The following is an 18,244-nucleotide window of genomic DNA, read 5'->3' as shown; positions in this document are numbered from 1 at the left end:
CATGGCCAAACCTGGATTTCGCCTCGCGCTGTTTGCCACCCTGCTGGCACTGATCGTGGTGCTGCTCGGCGCCTACACCCGCCTGACCCACGCCGGCCTCGGCTGCCCGGACTGGCCGGGCTGCTACGGGTTCATCAGCGTGCCGAAAAGCGAAGCCCAGCTGGCCCATGCCGAACTGCATTACCCCGACTCGCCAGTGGAGGCGCACAAAGGCTGGAACGAGATGATCCACCGTTACTTCGCCGGCACCCTCGGCCTGCTGATCTCGGTGTTGGCCGGTCGCGCGTGGGTCAACCGTCGTCATCCCGGGCAACCGCTGAAGCTGCCGCTGTTTCTGCTGGCGGTGGTGTTCGCCCAGGCGGCGTTCGGCATGTGGACGGTGACGCTCAAGCTCTGGCCGCAAGTGGTGACCGGGCATTTGCTCGGTGGCTTCGCGACCCTGAGCCTGCTGTTTCTGCTGACCTTGCGACTGTCCGGCGTGCTGCCGGCGCTGACCGTGCCCAAGCGTCTGCAATATTGGGCGACTGCCGGATTGCTGTTGGTGATCGGCCAGATCGCCCTCGGCGGCTGGGTCAGTTCCAACTACGCGGCGGTGGCCTGCATCGACTTCCCGACCTGCCACGGCCAGTGGCTGCCGCCGGCGGATTTCGCCAACGGCTTTCACCTGACCCAACACATCGGCCCCAATTACCTGGGCGGGCAACTCGACAGCGATGCACGCACGGCGATTCACCTGACCCACCGCATCGGTGCGTTACTGGTGACGGTCGTCCTGCTCGGCCTGGCCTGGCAACTGAAAGTGGTGGGCATGACGCGACTGGCCGGGCTGGTGCTGATCGCCCTCGGCGCGCAGATCACCCTCGGCATCAGCAACGTGCTGTTCCATCTGCCGCTGCCGGTGGCCGTAGCGCACAACGCCGGCGGTGCGGCGCTGCTGCTGACGATGGTGCTGGTCAACTATCACGCGCGAACCAGCCTGGTTCGGGTCAGGCAGCCGATGATCGCGCGCTGGCGCCTGAGCCCGCGCAAACACTCGGCGGCGCCCATCACGATTAAAGGAGAGACGCCATGGCGATTCTGATCGGCGAACGTCCGGCGCAGGCGCTGTGGCGTGATTACCTGGAGCTGACCAAACCGAAAGTCGTGGTGCTGATGCTGATCACCTCGCTGGTGGGCATGTTCCTCGCGACCCGCGCCGGGGTGCCGTGGACGGTGCTGGTGTTCGGCAACCTGGGGATCGCGTTGTGTGCCGGTGGCGCGGCGGCGGTCAATCACGTGGTGGACCGGCGCATCGATGCGGTCATGGCCCGCACCCATAAACGGCCGCTGGCCGAGGGCCGGGTTTCGCCCACGGGCGCACTGACCTTTGCGCTGGTGCTGGCACTGCTCGGCCAGGCCCTGCTGCTGACCTTCACCAATCCGCTGACCGCGTGGCTGACCCTGGCCTCGCTGCTTGGCTACGCGGTGATCTACACCGGTTTTCTCAAACGCGCGACGCCGCAGAACATCGTCATCGGTGGCCTCGCCGGCGCCGCCCCGCCGCTGCTCGGCTGGACCGCCGCCACCGGCCACGTCAGCGCCGAACCGTTGCTGCTGGTGCTGATCATCTTCGCCTGGACCCCACCGCACTTCTGGGCGCTGGCCATCCATCGCAAAGAGGAATACGCCAAGGCCGACATTCCGATGCTGCCGGTCACCCATGGCGAGCACTACACCAAGGTGCACATTCTGCTGTACACCTTCGCCCTGCTGGCGGTCAGCCTGTTGCCGTACGTGATCCACATGAGCGGCCTGCTGTACCTGATCTGCGCGCTCGGTCTGGGCGCCAGGTTTCTGCAATGGGCCGTGGTGCTGTACCGTGGCACTCGGCCGCACGCGGCGATCAACACCTTCAAGTACTCTATCTGGTACCTGTTTCTGCTGTTCATCGCCCTGCTCGTAGACCACTACTTACTGTTGAACCTATGACTCGAACCCAGAAAACCGTCTTCATCCTCGTCGCCGTGATCGCGCTGATCCTCGGCCTGACCGTCAACAAAGTGCTGAGCGGCAAGGGCCAGGGCGACCCGACCGCACTGATCGACGCCGGCATCATCCTGCTGCCGCAGAGCCGCAACCTGCCGGACGTGACGATGACCAATCAGGACGGCCAACCGGTCACGATCAACGAGCTCAAGGGCAAGTGGAGTCTGCTGTTCTTCGGCTATACCTTCTGCCCGGACATCTGCCCGACCACCCTCGCCCAGTTGCGGCAGATCAAGAGCGAATTGCCGAAGGATGCCGTGGACAAGTTGCAGATCGTGCTGGTCAGCGTCGACCCGAACCGCGACAACTCTGCGCAGTTGAAACAGTACCTGGGCTACTTCGATCCACAGTTCATCGGCCTGACACCAAAGTCCATCGACGAGCTGCAGAAGGTGGCGAACGCGGTGAGCATACCGTTCATTCCGGCCGACACCAGCAAGCCGAATTACACGGTGGATCACAGCGGCAACCTGGCGGTGATCGGGCCTGATGGGACGCAGCGCGGGTTTATTCGGGCGCCGATGAACAACGCCAAGCTGGTGGCGCAGTTGCCGGTGATGTTGAACCGCAAGTAAGAAGATCAAAAGCTAGCCCTCACCCTAACCCTCCCGAAACGTCGGACCGCCCGGAGGGAGAGGGGACTGAATGGGGAATATTGGCGAGCTACACCGAATTGAACGTACTGCTTCGAATCCATAATCGCCAAGATCTTTCAGGTCGATGCAGGACGCAGGACACCTCGGTCGGCCCCCTCTCCCTACGGGCGGTCCGACGTTTCGGGAGGGCTGGGGTGAGGGACGAATACACAGTGGGTCCAAAGCTGAACACCCGGCCACAAAAAAGGGGACGCCACTGGCGTCCCCTTTTTCGTTACAGCTATCTGAATCAGAACGCCGGCAGCACCGCGCCTTTGTACTTCTCGGTGATGAATTTCTTCACTTCCGGGCTGTGCAGCGCAGCGGCCAGTTTCTTCATCGCGTCGCTGTCCTTGTTGTCCGCGCGGGACACCAGGATGTTCACGTAAGGCGAGTCGCTGCCTTCGATGACCAGCGCGTCCTTGGATGGATCGAGCTTGGCTTCCAGCGCGTAGTTGGTGTTGATCAGCGCCAGGTCGACCTGGGTCAGCACGCGCGGGATGGTCGCGGCTTCCAGTTCACGGATCTTCAGGTCTTTCGGGTTCTGGGCGATGTCCTTGACGGTCGACAGGATGTTGCTCGGATCCTTCAGGGTGATCACGCCGGCCTTGGCCAGCAGCAACAGCGCACGACCGCCGTTGGTGGCGTCGTTCGGGATCACCACGTTGGCGCCGCTTGGCAGCTCTTCGATTTTCTTGAACTTGCTGGAGTAGGCGCCCAGCGGTTCCAGGTGCACGCCGGTCACGGACACCAGGCTGGTGCCCTTGGCCTTGTTGAACTCATCGAGGTACGGCTGGTGCTGGAAGAAGTTGGCGTCCAGACGCTTCTCGGCCACCTGGACGTTCGGCTGTACGTAGTCGGTGAAGACCTTGACCTTCAGATCCACGCCTTCTTTGGCCAGAGCCGGCTTCACGAATTCGAGGATTTCCGCGTGCGGCACCGGGGTGGCAGCAACGGTCAGGGTTTCGTCGGCGTGGGCCGAGAACGCTGCAACGGCAGCCAGGGCAACGATCAGTTTTTTCATTCAGCTAACTCCTTTTTACGGCGCCCGTCTGGCGCCTGCCAGCGAATGGCCGGCTCATGTCATTACAAAACCGGTTATTTGCGCGAGAAGTGCACGACCAGTCGGTCGCCGACCATTTGCAGCACTTGCACCAGAATCAGCAGCAACACCACGGTGACAATCATCACGTCGGTCTGGAAACGCTGATAGCCGAAACGGATCGCCAGGTCACCCAGGCCACCGGCACCGACCACACCGGCCATCGCCGTGTAGGAAACCAGTGTAATCGCCGTCACCGTAATTGCTGCGAAGATGCCCGGACGGGCCTCCGGCAGCAGGGCGTTCATGATGATCTGGCGAGTGGTCGCGCCCATCGACTGGGTCGCTTCGATGATGCCGCGATCGACTTCACGCAGGGCGGTTTCCACCAGCCGCGCAAAGAACGGTGTCGCGCCCACTACCAGCGGCGGAATCGCACCGGCCACGCCCAGTGAGGTGCCGGTGATCAGCACGGTGAACGGGATCATCACGATCAACAGAATGATGAACGGCAGCGAACGCAGGATGTTCACCACCAGCGACAGCAAGGCGTACACGCCTTTGGCTTCGAGCAACTGGCGTGGGCTGCACAGGAACAGCAACACGCCCAGCGGCAGGCCGAGCAGCACGGTGAACAGCAGCGAACCGCCGAGCATCATCATGGTGTCGCCGGTGGCGAGCCAGATTTCGTACCAGTCGATATTGGTGAAGAAACTCATCAGGTCTTCCATTAGCGCAACACCTCCATGTGAACGTCAGCGGCGGTGAAGCGGGCGAACGCCGCTTCCATGTCGCCACCGGTGACGGCGAGGGTCAATTGCCCGTAAGGAATGTCTTTGATGCGGTCGATGCGACCGGCCAGGATGCTGTAGTCCACACCGGTTTCCCGGGCGACGGTACCGAGCAACGGCGCGTAGGTCGCTTCGCCCTGGAAGGTCAGACGCACGATGCGGCCCGGCACGTGAGCGAAGTCATCGCGCTGCTCGCTTTCGTCGATCTGCTCGCTTTCCTGAACAAAGCGCTTGGTGGTCGGGTGCTTCGGATGCAGGAACACATCGGCCACCGAACCTTGCTCGACGATCACACCGGCGTCCATCACGCCGACCTGATCGCACACGCGGCGGATCACATCCATCTCGTGGGTGATCAGGACGATGGTCAGCTTCAGCTCGCGGTTGATCTCGGCCAGCAGTTGCAGGACCGACGCCGTGGTCTGCGGGTCGAGAGCGCTGGTGGCTTCGTCGCACAGCAGGATTTTCGGCTTGGTCGCCAGGGCGCGGGCGATGCCGACGCGCTGCTTCTGACCGCCGGACAACTGCGCCGGGTACTTCTTGGCATGATCGGACAAGCCGACCCGCGCCAGCAACTCGGCCACACGCTGGTCGATCTCGGCGCGGGACAGCTCACCGGCCAGGGTCAGTGGCAGCGCGACGTTGTCGGCCACGGTCTTGGATGCCAGCAGGTTGAAGTGCTGGAAGATCATCCCGACCTGCTGACGGAAACGGCGCAGGCCGTTGGCGTCCAGCGCGGTGACTTCTTCGCCGTCGACGATGATCTTGCCGCCACTGGATTGCTCCAGGCGATTGATCAGACGCAGCAGGGTACTTTTTCCCGCGCCGGAATGGCCAATCAGGCCGAACACCTGACCGTTCTCGATGGAGAAGCTGGTCGGGTGCAGCGCGGTGATGTCCTTACCGGCGACGCGGTAAGTCTTATGGACGTTTTGAAACTCGATCACGTAGCGAACCTTGTGGGGCGCGTTGGAAAAGGATCAGCGGTTAGCCGGGCGCGCATTTTAGCCTGTCCGTATAGAGGTTCTTAGCATTTATTTCGCAAATAACCTTCGATTTGGCAATAACAGGATCAAAGGTCATAAAAAAGGAACGCCCGAAACCCTCGTCAGTCACTACTTAAGCGACTTGAAAACCCTGGGTGCCGTGCCTGGGAAACACTCAAGCGTCCCGGAGCAATCCCGGGACAAACAGGAGTTCATGACTGATGAGTACCAAGAAACCTGCCAATGACAAAAGCCAACTGGCCGGCACCGATACCCCGGATCGCGCCAACACCAACGCCAAACTCGACAGCCTGGAGAAGTTTCGCTCCGACGCTACCGGTCAGGCCCTGCGCACCAACCAGGGCGTGAAAATTGCTGATAACCAAAACACTCTCAAGGCCGGGGCTCGCGGGCCGTCGCTTTTGGAAGACTTCATCATGCGTGAAAAGATCACGCACTTTGACCATGAACGGATTCCCGAGCGCATCGTTCACGCCCGCGGCACCGGCGCCCATGGATTCTTTCAAAGCTACGAGAACCATGCGGCGCTGACCAAGGCCGGTTTCCTGCAGGATCCGGGGAAGAAAACTCCGGTGTTCGTGCGCTTTTCCACGGTCCAGGGGCCGCGCGGCTCCGGCGACACCGTCCGTGACGTGCGCGGTTTTGCTGTTAAGTTCTTCACCGACGAAGGCAACTTCGATCTGGTCGGCAACAACATGCCGGTATTTTTCATACAGGACGCGATCAAGTTTCCCGACTTCGTCCACGCGGTAAAACCCGAGCCGCACAACGAAATACCCACCGGTGGCTCGGCACACGACACCTTCTGGGACTTCGTGTCCTTGGTGCCGGAATCGGCGCACATGGTCATCTGGGCCATGTCCGACCGGGCCATCCCGAAAAGCCTGCGCAGCATGCAGGGCTTCGGCGTGCACACCTTCAGGCTGATCAATGCCGAGGGCAAATCGCGCTTCGTCAAATTCCACTGGCGCCCTACTGCCGGCACTTGTTCGCTGGTATGGGACGAGGCACAAAAACTTGCGGGCAAAGACACCGACTACCATCGGCGCGACCTGTGGGAAGCCATCGAGATGGGTGACTACCCGGAATGGGAACTCGGCGTTCAGGTCATCGAAGAGGAAAACGAGCACGACTTCGATTTCGACATCCTCGACCCGACCAAGCTGATTCCCGAGGAAATCGTTCCGATCACGCCGCTGGGCAAGATGACCCTCAACCGCAACCCGGACAACTTCTTCGCCGAGACCGAGCAGGTCGCGTTCTGCCCAGGCCATATCGTGCCGGGCATCGACTTCTCGAATGACCCGCTGCTGCAAGGTCGGCTGTTTTCTTACACCGACACGCAGATCAGCCGACTCGGCGGGCCGAACTTTCATGAGCTGCCGATCAACCGCCCGGTCGCACCGTTCCACAATGGCCAGCGCGATGCCCAGCACCGTACAGTGATCGACAAGGGCCGTGCCTCGTATGAACCCAATTCCATCGATGGCGGTTGGCCGAAAGAGACGCCACCGGCCGCGCAGGACGGCGGCTTCGAGAGCTACCCGGAGCGTATCGACGCCAACAAGATCCGTCAGCGCAGCGAGTCGTTCAGCGACCACTTCTCTCAGGCGCGGCTGTTCTTCAACAGCATGAGCCCGCACGAGAAAGAGCACATCATCGCCGCCTACAGTTTCGAACTGGGCAAGGTCGAGCGTGAGTTCATCCGGGCCCGAGAAGTAAACGAGATTCTCGCCAACATCGATCTGGAGCTGGCCAAACGCGTGGCGGCCAACCTGGGACTGCCAGCGCCAGGCAAAGGTACCGTGGACGTGCCCAAAACATCACTGGATCGCTCGCCGGCGCTGAGTCAGGCCAACCTGCTGCCGGAGAACATCAAGACACGAAAAGTTGCGATCCTTGCGGCCAACGGCGTCGATGGTGCGGCAATTGATGCGATGAAGCAGGCGCTGGCGGCAGAGGGTGCGCACGCCAAGCTGCTTGGCCCGACTTCGGCGCCAGTGAAGACCGCCGATGGCAAAACCTTGGCGGTGGATGCGTCGATGGAAGGTTTGCCTTCGATTGCGTTCGATGCGGTATTCGTGCCGGGTGGCGCGGCGTCGGTCAAAGCGTTGAGCGGTGACGGCGTGGCGTTGCATTACCTGCTGGAGGCGTACAAGCACCTGAAGGCGATTGCGCTGCATGGCGAGGCCAAACAGTTGCTGGACGTGTTGAAGCTGGAGGCGGATGCGGGGTTGATCGAAGGCAAGGATGTGAAGGCGTTGACCCAGCCGTTCTTTGCGGCGATCGGGCAGCATCGGGTCTGGGATCGGGAGCCTAAGGCCAAGGCCATTCCAGCTTAAGGTTGCTGGTTGACTGAAAGGACGCCTTCGCGAGCAAGCCCGCTCCCACAGGAATCATGTTGTACCTGTGGGAGCGAGCCTGCTCGCGATTTTTTATGGTTTACGAGGACTCAAAACCACTTGAGCGGGAACGCTGCGCAGGATCTGCTTTTTGATTTGCAGATCGAAATCCGGATCGAGCTTCTTAACGCGCTTGGTGATCAACGTCGCCAGCCACGGGTAATCATTGGTGCGCGGAGCCTGAATGCTCACCGCACAGTCATAATTCACCACATCGGCGGCGATCGCATCCAGTTGGCGGCGAAGTTTGCGGCTATCGGTGATGTTCAATGCGACCGTAGTGCTCTCGGCGGTTGGATCGATCACCTTGGCTTTAGGCTTGGCTTCAGCGGCCTGCAGCGCTGCTTCGGCTTTCTCCAGCTCGGCCTTGCGCGCTTCGGTGATCGCGCCATTGACGCCACCGGTCAGCGCCGGGGCCTTGGGCATCAGCACACGGGCACGGGCCAAAGCGGTTGCGGCCGCATTCACATCGCCCTTCTGCAGGACGATCTGGCTGCGACGCAGATAGGCTTCGGCCAACTGACGCTGGTATTGCTCAAGGGATTGATCGTTGGGTGTTTCGGCCTGCAAGGCTGCCAATTGGTCTTCGGCAGTGGCCAGTTCGCTGCTGGCCAGGCTTTGCTCCAGCTGTGCGATGGCCGTGGCCCGCGCATCGGGGACTTCGGCCACCGGCGGCGTGCTTTGGCAGGCGCCCAGCAGCACTGAAAAGGCCACAAGGAGCAGATAACGGGAGGCGAACGGCTTCATTCCTGCGACTCTCTATTTGCGCAAAAAACGAGCAAGTCTACACCCCTCGACGGGGCAGAACAAAACTCAGCAGAAACAGTGCGGCCGCCGTCACAACGATCGACGGGCCGGCCGGGGTGTCCTTGAACCACGACAACGCCAGCCCGCCACACACGGCGAGCATGCCCAGCACACTCGCGCCCAGTGCCATCTGCTCCGGCGAACGGGCGTGACGTTGTGCCGCAGCCGCCGGGATGATCAACAGCGACGTGATCAGCAACACACCGACGATTTTCATCGCCACTGCGATCACGACTGCGATCAACAGCATCAGCGCCATGCGCAAACCGGCCACCGGCAGACCTTCGACTTTGGCCAGCTCTTCGTGCACGGTGATCGCCAGCAGCGGGCGCCACAGCGTCACCAGCAACACCAGCACCGCCGCGCTGCCGCCGAGGATCCACGCCAGATCGGTCGGGCTGATCGCCAGCAGGTCGCCGAACAGATAGGCCATCAGGTCGATCCGCACTTCATGCATGAAGCTTAGTACCACCAGCCCGAGAGAGAGTGTGCTCGGCGCAAGAATGCCCAACAGTGTGTCGGACGCCAGCGGCTGGCGCTGTTGCAAGGTCACCAGCAGCACTGCCAGCAGCAGACAGCCCACAGTCACCGCGACGGTCGGGCTGACATCCAGCAGAAAGCCCAGCGCCACGCCGAGCAGCGCGGCGTGGGACAGCGTGTCGCCAAAATAGGCCATGCGCCGCCAGACCACGAACGAGCCCAGCGGCCCCGCGACCACCGCCAGCGCCAGACCTGCAAGCAGGGCGTAGAACAGAAAATCAGCCATGCTTGCAGCTATCTCCGTGAACGTGAGGTTGGCCCGTCAAAGGCCCTTTGACCACCGAACCGTGCAAGTCGTGGGCGTGGTCATGATGGTGGTGATAGATCGCCAGGCTCGGCGCATTGTTGCCGAACAGCTCGACGAAGGCCGGATCGCCACTGACTTGCTCGGGATGCCCGGAGCAGCAGACGTGACGGTTGAGGCACACCACCTGATCGGTGGTGCTCATGACCAGATGCAGATCGTGGGACACCATCAGCACGCCGCAGCCGTGACGGTCGCGCAGACGGGTGATCAGGCTGTACAGCTCGGCTTGCCCGGCGACATCGACGCCTTGCACCGGCTCGTCGAGCACCAGCAGCTCCGGCTCGCGCAACAAGGCACGGGCCAGCAGCACGCGCTGCATTTCACCGCCGGAAACACTTTGCACCGGGCTGTCGATGACGTGCTCGGCGCCGACTTCCTTGAGTGCCGCCAGCGCACGCGGGCGATCGACGCCCGGCACCAGCCGCAGGAAGCGCAGCACTGACAGCGGCAAGGTCGGATCGACGTGAAGTTTTTGCGGCATGTAGCCGACGCGCAGTTTCGGCTTGCGCCAGACGCTGCCGCTGTCGGGTTTCAGCAGCCCGAGCACGGCGCGGACCAACGTGGTCTTGCCGGCGCCGTTGGGGCCGATCAGGGTGACGATCTGCCCCGGCTCGACGCTCAGGTGAATGTTGTCCAGCACGTTCTGCCCGGCAAACCGGACCGCCACCTGCTCCAGACGGATCAGCGCATCGCTCATCAAGCCCCCCGGCAGCCGGAGCAGAGGCCGACCACTTCGACGGTCTGGGCCTCGACGATGAAGCCGACGTCCTTGGCGCTGTGGACAATCGCATCGCTGATGGTTTTTTGCTCAAGTTCGATGGCGGCATGGCATTCGCGGCAAATCAGGAACTGGCCCTGGTGCGAATGTTTCGGGTGAACACAGCCAACGAAGGCGTTGAGCGAGGAAATGCGGTGCACCAGACCGTTTTCCAGCAGGAAATCCAGCGCCCGGTATACGGTCGGCGGCGCGGCGCGGCGGCCGTCCTGCTCGCTGAGCACGGCCAGAATGTCGTAGGCGCCCAGCGGTTTGTGGCTCTGCCAGACCAGTTCCAGTACCCGCCGGCGCAACGCGGTCAGGCGCAGGCCTTTCTGTGCACACAGGGCATCGGCCTCGGACAGCGCGCTGTGAACGCAGTGCGAGTGGTCGTGGGGACGGCTGGCAATCGGTGTAATAGGCATGAGCGGCGACGAGTTTGGTTAGAGACGTTATTATGTTACCCGTTCTCGCCTCATTGAGTGGTCATCGTGTCCCGACTTTTTTCTGTTTTTGTCGTATTCATCACCGGTTTTCTGCTGATCGGTCCGGCTCAGGCCGAGGTCAGAGTTCTCACCAGCATCAAGCCCCTGCAACTGATTGCCGCTGCAGTGCAGGACGGCGTGGCGATTCCGGAAGTGCTGCTGCCACCGGGCGCTTCGCCGCATAACTACGCATTGCGACCGTCCGACGTGCGCAAGGTGCAATCGGTGGACCTGCTGTACTGGATCGGCCCGGACATGGAAGGTTTCCTGCCACGCGTGCTGAATGGTCGTACGCTGCCGAGCGTCGCCGTGCAGGACTTGCCGGGCATGAAGCTGCGCCGCTTCGCTGCGGACAACCATTCCCACGCTGAAGAAGCCGACGAACATGACCACGACCATCGCCCGGGCAGTCTCGATGCGCATTTGTGGCTATCGCCGGTGAACGCGCGGGTTATTGCCGACAAAATGGCCGCTGACCTGAGTGCCGCCGACCCGGCCAATGCCGAGCGCTATCAGAGCAACGCCAAGGCGTTCGATGAGCGTCTGGATGCACTGGATCAGCGTTTGAAGAAACGCCTGGCCAGTGTTGAAGGCAAACCCTACTTCGTCTTCCACGAAGCCTTCGACTACTTCGAAGAGGCCTACGGTTTGAAACACGCCGGCGTGTTCAGCGTTGCGGCGGAAGTGCAGCCGGGGGCCCAGCATGTGGCGGCGATGCGTACGCGTTTGCAGGAAGTCGGCAAGACGTGCGTGTTCAGTGAGCCGCCGCTGCGTCCACGTCTGGCCGAGACCTTGGTGGCGGGCCTGCCGGTGAAGCTGGCGGAGTTGGATGCGCTGGGCGGATACACGCCAGCGACGGCTCAGGGTTATGAGCAAGTGCTGGAGAAGCTGGGGAATGATCTGGCGGGTTGCCTGGAATCGCTCTGATACAAAAAAACCGCAGCCTGTACAGGCTGCGGTTTTTTTACAGGGCGAAAGGTAGCGGTGTACTGACCTGCTGACGCTGCGCCAGCCGCTGCTCGAACTCTTTCGGATCGTGAATCAGCACGTCCTGCCCGGCGAACGATTCCGCCGCGATCAACCGCGACAGCCAGAACCGCACACACGCCACTCGCAGCATGGTCGACCACAGTTCTGCCTCGGCCGCCGTGAAAGGTCGCAATGCCGCGTAGGCACCGAGGAAGGCCCGTGCACGCGGGCCGTCGATCAGGCCTTCGTCATCGGAACACCAGTCGTTCAGGGCAATCGCCACGTCATAGAGCATCGGCCCGGAGCAGGCGTTGTAGAAGTCGATCAGCCCGGTCAGGTGCGTGCCTTCGAACATCGCGTTGTCGCGAAACAGGTCGGCGTGGATGTTTGCCCGAGGCAGCGCGAGAATTTTCTCTTTCTGTTGGGTGATTTCATCCAGAGACTTTTGCAGCAATGCGCGCGGCTGCTCGTTCAGGTGCGAAAGGAACTGCGTGCCCTCTTCCAGCATCCAGTCCAGGCCACGATCGGTCTTGCGCTTGATCATGTTGTCGCCCTGAGTCGCCAGGTGCAGATGCGCCTGCAAGTCACCGACCTGCGCGCAATGCTGGGCATTGGCCTGCTTGATGTGCTTGCCGGCCAGGCGCGGTTGCAGCAGCGCCGGTTTGCCTTTCAGCTCGCGCAGGGCCACGCCGTCAGTGGTGCGCAGCGCGTAAGGCACCGGCAGATCGGCTTCGTGCAGCACGTCGAGCAGGTCGATGAAGAACGGCATTTCCTGCACCGGGCCGCGCTCGACCAGGGTCAGGACGAACTCGCCCTTTTCCATGCTGATGAAGAAGTTGGTGTTTTCGCTGCCGGCGGCGATCCCCTGGAAATCGAGCAGACGGCCGAGCCCGTAAGGGGCGAGAAAGGTTTCCAGCTCGGGCCGAGCCAGGGGGGTGAACACAGACATGGTTAAAAACTGCTCAGTTCTGGCGCCGCTTTTGCGCGGCGCCGATTAAAAATCAGGAAATTTACTTCCAGGTAAAAATTTCCCACGACGGAATCAGCATATCCGGCTGGTCGGATCGGATGTAGTTCGCGTCCGTACCATCGGCGCGCACCAGGAAATAGGGTTTGCCGCCCTTCGGTGTGACCTTGATCGCGTACACGAATCCACTTCGGCTGTATTCCTGAATGACCTTGTCGCCTTCCGTATGCGTGCTGATGGTAACTTCCGGCTCCGATGATGGCGCATCATCCGCCGCGATCGCGGCCAGCGGTGAGACAGCAATCAGACTGACCAGCAGCAAGCGATTTAACGTACGCATGATAACCTTGTCCCTTTGTCGTCAACGGTCCCGCTATTCTAGCGCCGGGCCCGCCGAAAAGGTTGATTCTGCTCATGAGCCAAGCCCCCCTCGTCCTGGTGGACGGTTCGTCTTACCTGTACCGCGCCTTCCACGCGCTGCCACCGCTGACCACCTCCAAAGGCCTGCCGACCGGCGCGGTCAAAGGCGTGCTGAACATGCTCAAGAGCCTGCGCAAGCAGTATCCGGACAGCCCGTTCGCCGTGGTGTTCGACGCCAAGGGTGGGACATTTCGCGATGAGATGTACGCCGAATACAAGGCCAACCGCCCGAGCATGCCTGACGACATGCGCGTGCAGATCGAGCCGCTGCACCAGAGCGTGATCGCCCTCGGTTTCCCGCTGCTGTGCGTCGAAGGTGTCGAGGCCGATGACGTGATCGGCACCCTGGCCCGCAGCAGCGCGGCCGCCGATCGCCCGGTGATCATCTCCACCGGCGACAAGGACATGGCGCAACTGGTCGACGGCCACATTACCTTGGTCAACACCATGTCCGGTAGTTCGATGGATGTGGAGGGCGTGAAGGAGAAATTCGGCGTCGCTCCGGAGCAGATCATCGATTATCTGGCCCTGATGGGCGATTCTTCCGACAACATCCCCGGCGTTCCGGGCATCGGTCCGAAGACCGCGTCCGGCCTGCTGGTGGGCGTCAACGGCGGCCTGACCGAGCTGTACGCGCAACTCGACATCGTGCCGACCCTGCCGATCCGTGGCGCCAAGACCCTGCCGGCCAAGCTCGAAGAGCACAAGGAGATGGCCTTCCTCTCCTATCAACTGGCGACCATCAAGGTCGACGTGCCGCTGGACATCGGCCTCGACGACCTGCAAATGGGTCCGGAAGACCCGGCCAAACTTTACGAGCTATACACCCTGCTGGAATTCAAGAGCTGGCTGAATGACCTGGATCGCGATGCCAAGCGCCAGGAACTGAGCGCTGCTGCCGAGCCTGCGCCGGCCGGCGATCTGTTCAGCGCGCCAGAAGCCGAACCGCCTGCAACATCCGCTGAAGCCGCTTACGAAACCATCCTCGACCAGGCGCGATTCGACGTCTGGCTGGAAAAACTGAAGAACGCCAAGCTGTTCGCCTTCGACACCGAAACCACCGGCATCGACGCGCAGCAGGCGCAACTGGTCGGGCTTTCCTTCGCGGTACAGGCCAACGAAGCGGCGTACATCCCGCTGACCCATTCCTACATCGGCGTGCCGGAGCAGCTGGATCGCGACACTGTGCTGCGCGCACTCAAGCCGATCCTCGAAGACCCGAACAAGCTCAAGGTCGGCCAGCACGCCAAGTTCGACATGAACATCCTGGCCAACTGCGCCATCGGCGGCGATCAGAATGAAGGCATCACTGTGCGCGGGATTGCCTTCGACACGATGCTTGAGTCCTACGTGCTCAACTCCACCGCCACCCGTCACGACATGGACAGCCTGGCGCAGAAATACCTGGACCACACTACCGTGAGCTTCCAGGACATCGCCGGCAAAGGCGCCAAGCAGCTGACCTTCGATCAGATCGCTCTGGAACAGGCCGGGCCGTATGCCGCCGAAGATGCCGACGTGACCCTGCGCCTGCACCAGACCCTGTTCGAGAAGCTGAGCGCCATCCCGAGCCTGGCCAGCGTGCTGACCGACATCGAGATCCCGCTGGTGCCGGTGCTCGCTCGCATCGAGCGCCAGGGCGCGTTCGTCGATGCTGACCTGCTCGGCATCCAGAGCATTGAGCTGGGCAACAAGATGGTCGCGCTGGAGCGTGAAGCCTTCGAGATTGCCGGTGAAGAGTTCAACCTCGGCTCGCCGAAGCAACTGGGCGTAATCCTCTACGAAAAGCTCGGCCTGCCGGTGCTGAAAAAAACCGCCAAGGGCCAGCCGTCCACCGCCGAAGAAGTGTTGGCGAAACTGGCCGAAGACGATCACCGCTTGCCGAAAGTGCTCATGGAACACCGTTCCATGAGCAAGCTGAAAAGCACCTATACCGATCGCCTGCCGGAGCAGATCAACCCGCGTACCGGGCGTATCCACACCTCGTACCATCAGGCCGTCGCGTCGACCGGACGCCTGTCGTCGAGCGATCCGAACCTGCAGAACATCCCGGTGCGCACCGCCGAAGGCCGACGCATCCGTCAGGCCTTTGTCGCGCCGAAAGGCTATAAACTGCTGGCGGCGGACTACTCGCAAATTGAACTGCGAATCATGGCCCACCTGTCCCGCGACGAAGGGCTGATGAATGCGTTCCGCAACAACCTGGACGTGCACACCGCCACCGCAGCCGAAGTATTCAAGGTCGAGCTCAACGAAGTGACGTCCGACCAGCGCCGCAGCGCCAAGGCGATCAACTTCGGCCTGATCTACGGCATGGGCGCGCAGAAGCTGGGCAAGGACATCGGCGTCGACACCAAGACCGCCAAGGCCTACATCGACACCTACTTCGCGCGTTACCCGGGCGTTCGCGAGTACATGGATCGCACCCGCGCCCAGGCAGCAGACCAAGGCTTCGTGGAAACGATCTTCGGTCGTCGTCTGTATCTGCCGGAAATCAACTCGAACAAGCCGCAGGATCGCGCGGCCGCCGAACGCACGGCGATCAACGCGCCGATGCAAGGCACCGCAGCAGACATCATCAAGAAAGCCATGGTGGCGGTGGACAGCTGGCTGAGCGCTTCCGGGCTGGACGCCAGAGTCATCCTGCAGGTGCACGACGAACTGGTGCTGGAGGTTCGCGAGGATCTGGTCGATCAGGTTCGCGAAGAAATTCGCGTGCACATGAGCGAAGCGGCAAAACTGGACGTGCCGTTGCTGGTGGAAGTGGGAGTTGGCAACAACTGGGACGAGGCGCACTGAGGCCTCTGGGACGGAGCTTTGCTGCGACCGAGCGTCGCGGCAAAAGCACCGGAAACCGCTTAGGCCTGATCGTTCTTGAGTTTATTCCAAAGTTTTTTGAAAAGATTCTGAACTAATCTTGCGACAGGGCACTCAGAGATACTGAATGGCTGGTGAAGCCCTTCGATGCTCCTATATGTTGTGTTAAGTGTTGGCAGATATCTGAACCCCGCCCTAGCGGTTCGGAACTTAAACCCCGGAACTTCTCCCTCCCCATACGAAGTCCGGGGCTTTTTTTTGCCTCAAAATTGGCTGTAGCGCGGTCATGCTGCGTTAAAAGCGTTAGTAAAAATGCTCATTTAGGTCCCCTAAACTCCGCTTTTTACTAACACTTTTGCCTTGCCTGACCGCACTACAGCCAATTTTCCATATCCTTATTATTCAGCCGCTGCTTCCGCGCCTTTATCGGCCAGTTCCATCCAGCCTGCCAACACAGTGTAGGCCTCTTCCAGACCCATGCGTTTTGGGGCGGAGAACAGCTGGATCGTCACTTGATCGCCCCAACCCTTACGGATTTCCGACTGCACCTTGAGCAGCGTGTTCTTCGCTGCGCCGTAGGTCAGTTTGTCGGCCTTGGTCAGCAGGATGTGCATCGGCATGCCGGCCGCAACGGCCCAGTCGAGCATCAGCAGGTCGAAGTCGGTCATTGGATGACGGATGTCCATCATCAGAATCAAACCCTTCAAACTCTCGCGGCCACCGAGGTAGGCCTCGAGGTGACGCTGCCAGTGCTGCTTGAGCGGGATCGGTACTTTTGCATAACCGTAGCCCGGGAGGTCGACCAGACGCCGTTCATCGTCTAGCTTGAAGAAGTTCAACAGCTGTGTGCGACCCGGGGTTTTCGAGGTGCGCGCCAGGCTGGCGTGAGTCAGAGTGTTCAGTGCGCTGGACTTACCGGCGTTGGAACGACCGGCAAACGCCACTTCGAAGCCTTCGTCGTCGGGGCACTGATCGACTTTGGCGGCACTGAGCATGAACGTGGACTGTTGGCACAGGCCGAGGATGGGATTCTTGAGTTGCATGGGATTTCCGATGTGGGCGGCGCCGGGATTAGGCGCGGAACGCGGTGTCGCTTCCGTTTCAGTGACGCCAGTATATAATGCCGCAGATTTTGTGTGTGCTTTGTCCCAGCGAAGGATGAAGTTCACGAGAGCGACAGACCTTGATTGCGCATTAGAACGCAGAACGCTCTCAACCCTGAAAAGGTCGTTTTATGACGAAATGGCTGCTGGCTGCCGGAGTCTTGATGCCGCTTTACAGCGCACAGGCTACACAGGATCCGGAAGCCGTGTACAACCGTGTTTGTGGAGCCTGTCATTCCGGCCAACTACCCATGGCGCCCAAAAGAGGCGATCAGGCAGCTTGGACGCCGAGGTTGGCGAAAGGTATGGAGACGCTGGTGCAACACGTGACCCAGGGTTTCAAGGCGATGCCGCCGCGTGGTTTGTGCATGGACTGCAGTGCCGAGGATTACCAGGCCCTCATCCTCTGGATGAGCGAGAGTAAGCCCGGTCCATAACTCTTAACCCTTAGCCGTAGTTGGATTAGCTGATGAACAAACTGATCGTGAGTCTGCTGTTGACCGTGGGAATCTCAGGCTTCGCCCATGCTGCCGGTGATGCAGCCGCAGGCCAGGCAAAAGCCGCCGTATGCGGCGCCTGCCATGGCCCGGATGGCAACAGCATGGCGCCAAACTTTCCAAAGCTGGCCGGACAGGGTGAACGCTACCTGACCAAGCAATTGCACGACATCAAGTCGGGCAAGCGCACCGTTCTGGAAATGACGGGCCTGCTGACCAACCTGAGCGATCAGGACCTGGCCGATATCGCCGCCTACTTCGCCAGCCAGAAAGGCAGCGTCGGCGCCGCCGATCCGAAGATCGTCGCTCGCGGTGAAGCCCTGTTCCGTGGCGGCAATATCGAGAAAGGCCTGCCAGCCTGCACCGGTTGCCACTCGCCGAACGGCGCCGGCAACGCAGCCGCCGGCTTCCCGCACCTGGGTGGCCAACACGCTCAGTACATCGCCAAGCAACTGACCGATTTCCGCAAGGAAGAAGCCGGCCGCAGCAACGACGGCGACGCGATGACCATGCGCACCATCGCCCGGAAGCTGAGTGACGAAGACATCGCGGCAGTCTCCAGCTACATTCAGGGCCTGCACTAAGACGCGCGATTCGAGCGTTACGTGCGATGGCCAACGCCTGCCACGTTAACGCTCGATTAATCCGTCGCAGCAAGTATAAAAAGGGTGGCTTT

18 protein-coding genes are annotated in these 18,244 nt (G+C 61.2%); 8 read left to right on the top strand and 10 right to left on the bottom strand.

Annotation, left to right across the window (positions count from 1 at the left end):
- Position 1 precedes the first annotated feature (1 nt).
- From PDR5_RS00370 to PDR5_RS00360, 3 genes are read left to right on the top strand one after another with little or no spacing between them, the layout of a single operon-like run.
- Positions 2–1,081 (top strand): COX15/CtaA family protein, encoded by a 1,080-nt coding sequence (locus tag PDR5_RS00370; protein ID WP_064592496.1) that lies wholly within the window; start codon positions 2–4, stop codon positions 1,079–1,081.
- Positions 1,069–1,968 carry a heme o synthase gene (gene cyoE, locus PDR5_RS00365; protein WP_007953992.1) on the top strand — a complete coding sequence of 300 codons (900 nt, stop codon included), beginning with the start codon at positions 1,069–1,071 and terminating at the stop codon, positions 1,966–1,968. Before PDR5_RS00370 ends, cyoE begins: the two co-directional genes overlap by 13 nt.
- Positions 1,965–2,600, top strand: coding sequence for an SCO family protein (locus PDR5_RS00360; protein ID WP_064592494.1), 636 nt, complete (start codon positions 1,965–1,967; stop codon positions 2,598–2,600). Before cyoE ends, PDR5_RS00360 begins: the two co-directional genes overlap by 4 nt.
- Positions 2,601–2,910: 310 nt before the next feature.
- Here PDR5_RS00360 and PDR5_RS00355 read toward each other — a convergent pair whose 3' ends face one another.
- The 3 genes from PDR5_RS00355 to PDR5_RS00345 all read right to left on the bottom strand — a co-directional run bounded on the left by PDR5_RS00355 (position 2,911) and on the right by PDR5_RS00345 (position 5,440).
- Positions 2,911–3,684 carry a MetQ/NlpA family ABC transporter substrate-binding protein gene (locus PDR5_RS00355; RefSeq protein WP_064592492.1) on the bottom strand — a complete coding sequence of 258 codons (774 nt, stop codon included), beginning with the start codon at positions 3,682–3,684 and terminating at the stop codon, positions 2,911–2,913.
- A 74-nt stretch (positions 3,685–3,758) separates the two neighbouring features.
- Positions 3,759–4,433, bottom strand: a complete 675-nt coding sequence (locus PDR5_RS00350) for a methionine ABC transporter permease (RefSeq protein ID WP_007953997.1) — start codon at positions 4,431–4,433, stop codon at positions 3,759–3,761.
- Entirely contained in the window at positions 4,433–5,440 is a 1,008-nt protein-coding gene (locus PDR5_RS00345; RefSeq protein WP_007953999.1) for a methionine ABC transporter ATP-binding protein, read from the bottom strand. The genes PDR5_RS00350 and PDR5_RS00345 overlap by 1 nt, the downstream gene beginning before the upstream one ends.
- Positions 5,441–5,700: 260 nt before the next feature.
- Between PDR5_RS00345 and katE the strand changes: the two genes are divergently transcribed.
- Positions 5,701–7,842 carry a catalase HPII gene (gene katE / locus PDR5_RS00340; RefSeq protein WP_064592490.1) on the top strand — a complete coding sequence of 714 codons (2,142 nt, stop codon included), beginning with the start codon at positions 5,701–5,703 and terminating at the stop codon, positions 7,840–7,842.
- A 93-nt stretch (positions 7,843–7,935) separates the two neighbouring features.
- On the opposite strand, the gene PDR5_RS00335 is transcribed toward katE, so the two are convergent.
- From PDR5_RS00335 to zur, 4 genes are read right to left on the bottom strand one after another with little or no spacing between them, the layout of a single operon-like run.
- A complete protein-coding gene (locus tag PDR5_RS00335; protein WP_064592487.1) occupies positions 7,936–8,649 on the bottom strand; it encodes a PA5502 family lipoprotein in 714 nt (237 codons plus the stop codon).
- A 37-nt stretch (positions 8,650–8,686) separates the two neighbouring features.
- The gene (gene znuB, locus PDR5_RS00330; RefSeq protein ID WP_007954005.1) at positions 8,687–9,475 is read right to left on the bottom strand and encodes a zinc ABC transporter permease subunit ZnuB; all 789 of its coding nucleotides are present in this window, start codon (positions 9,473–9,475) and stop codon (positions 8,687–8,689) included.
- Positions 9,468–10,253 carry a zinc ABC transporter ATP-binding protein ZnuC gene (gene znuC / locus PDR5_RS00325; RefSeq protein ID WP_039764852.1) on the bottom strand — a complete coding sequence of 262 codons (786 nt, stop codon included), beginning with the start codon at positions 10,251–10,253 and terminating at the stop codon, positions 9,468–9,470. The genes znuB and znuC overlap by 8 nt, the downstream gene beginning before the upstream one ends.
- Positions 10,253–10,735 carry a zinc uptake transcriptional repressor Zur gene (gene zur / locus PDR5_RS00320; RefSeq protein WP_011331783.1) on the bottom strand — a complete coding sequence of 161 codons (483 nt, stop codon included), beginning with the start codon at positions 10,733–10,735 and terminating at the stop codon, positions 10,253–10,255. Before zur ends, znuC begins: the two co-directional genes overlap by 1 nt.
- A 57-nt stretch (positions 10,736–10,792) precedes the next feature.
- Here zur and PDR5_RS00315 point away from each other — a divergent pair, with 57 nt between their 5' ends.
- Positions 10,793–11,722, top strand: coding sequence for a zinc ABC transporter substrate-binding protein ZnuA (locus PDR5_RS00315; RefSeq protein WP_064592485.1), 930 nt, complete (start codon positions 10,793–10,795; stop codon positions 11,720–11,722).
- Between the two features lie 37 nt (positions 11,723–11,759).
- Here PDR5_RS00315 and PDR5_RS00310 read toward each other — a convergent pair whose 3' ends face one another.
- Positions 11,760–12,713: a homoserine kinase gene (locus tag PDR5_RS00310; protein ID WP_064592483.1), complete on the bottom strand. Its 954-nt coding sequence runs from the start codon at positions 12,711–12,713 to the stop codon at positions 11,760–11,762.
- Positions 12,714–12,774: 61 nt separating this feature from the next.
- Positions 12,775–13,071, bottom strand: a complete 297-nt coding sequence (locus PDR5_RS00305) for a DUF2782 domain-containing protein (RefSeq protein WP_011331780.1) — start codon at positions 13,069–13,071, stop codon at positions 12,775–12,777.
- A gap of 74 nt (positions 13,072–13,145) precedes the next feature.
- Here PDR5_RS00305 and polA point away from each other — a divergent pair, with 74 nt between their 5' ends.
- Positions 13,146–15,950 (top strand): DNA polymerase I, encoded by a 2,805-nt coding sequence (gene polA / locus PDR5_RS00300; RefSeq protein ID WP_064592481.1) that lies wholly within the window; start codon positions 13,146–13,148, stop codon positions 15,948–15,950.
- A gap of 416 nt (positions 15,951–16,366) precedes the next feature.
- Here the strand turns inward: polA and yihA are convergent, their stop codons facing one another.
- Entirely contained in the window at positions 16,367–17,011 is a 645-nt protein-coding gene (gene yihA, locus PDR5_RS00295; protein ID WP_039764859.1) for a ribosome biogenesis GTP-binding protein YihA/YsxC, read from the bottom strand.
- Between the two features lie 191 nt (positions 17,012–17,202).
- Here yihA and PDR5_RS00290 point away from each other — a divergent pair, with 191 nt between their 5' ends.
- The gene (locus PDR5_RS00290; RefSeq protein WP_041475093.1) at positions 17,203–17,508 is read left to right on the top strand and encodes a c-type cytochrome; all 306 of its coding nucleotides are present in this window, start codon (positions 17,203–17,205) and stop codon (positions 17,506–17,508) included.
- Between the two features lie 32 nt (positions 17,509–17,540).
- Complete coding sequence (locus PDR5_RS00285; protein ID WP_064592479.1) at positions 17,541–18,152, top strand: c-type cytochrome; 612 nt, start codon at positions 17,541–17,543, stop codon at positions 18,150–18,152.
- The last annotated feature ends 92 nt before the right edge of the window (positions 18,153–18,244 follow it).

The organism is Pseudomonas sp. DR 5-09, from assembly GCF_001655595.1.
GTDB lineage: Bacteria > Pseudomonadota > Gammaproteobacteria > Pseudomonadales > Pseudomonadaceae > Aquipseudomonas > Aquipseudomonas pharyngis.
The sequence above is the reverse complement of the archived record's forward strand: the minus strand, read 5'-3'. Positions and strand labels throughout refer to the sequence as shown.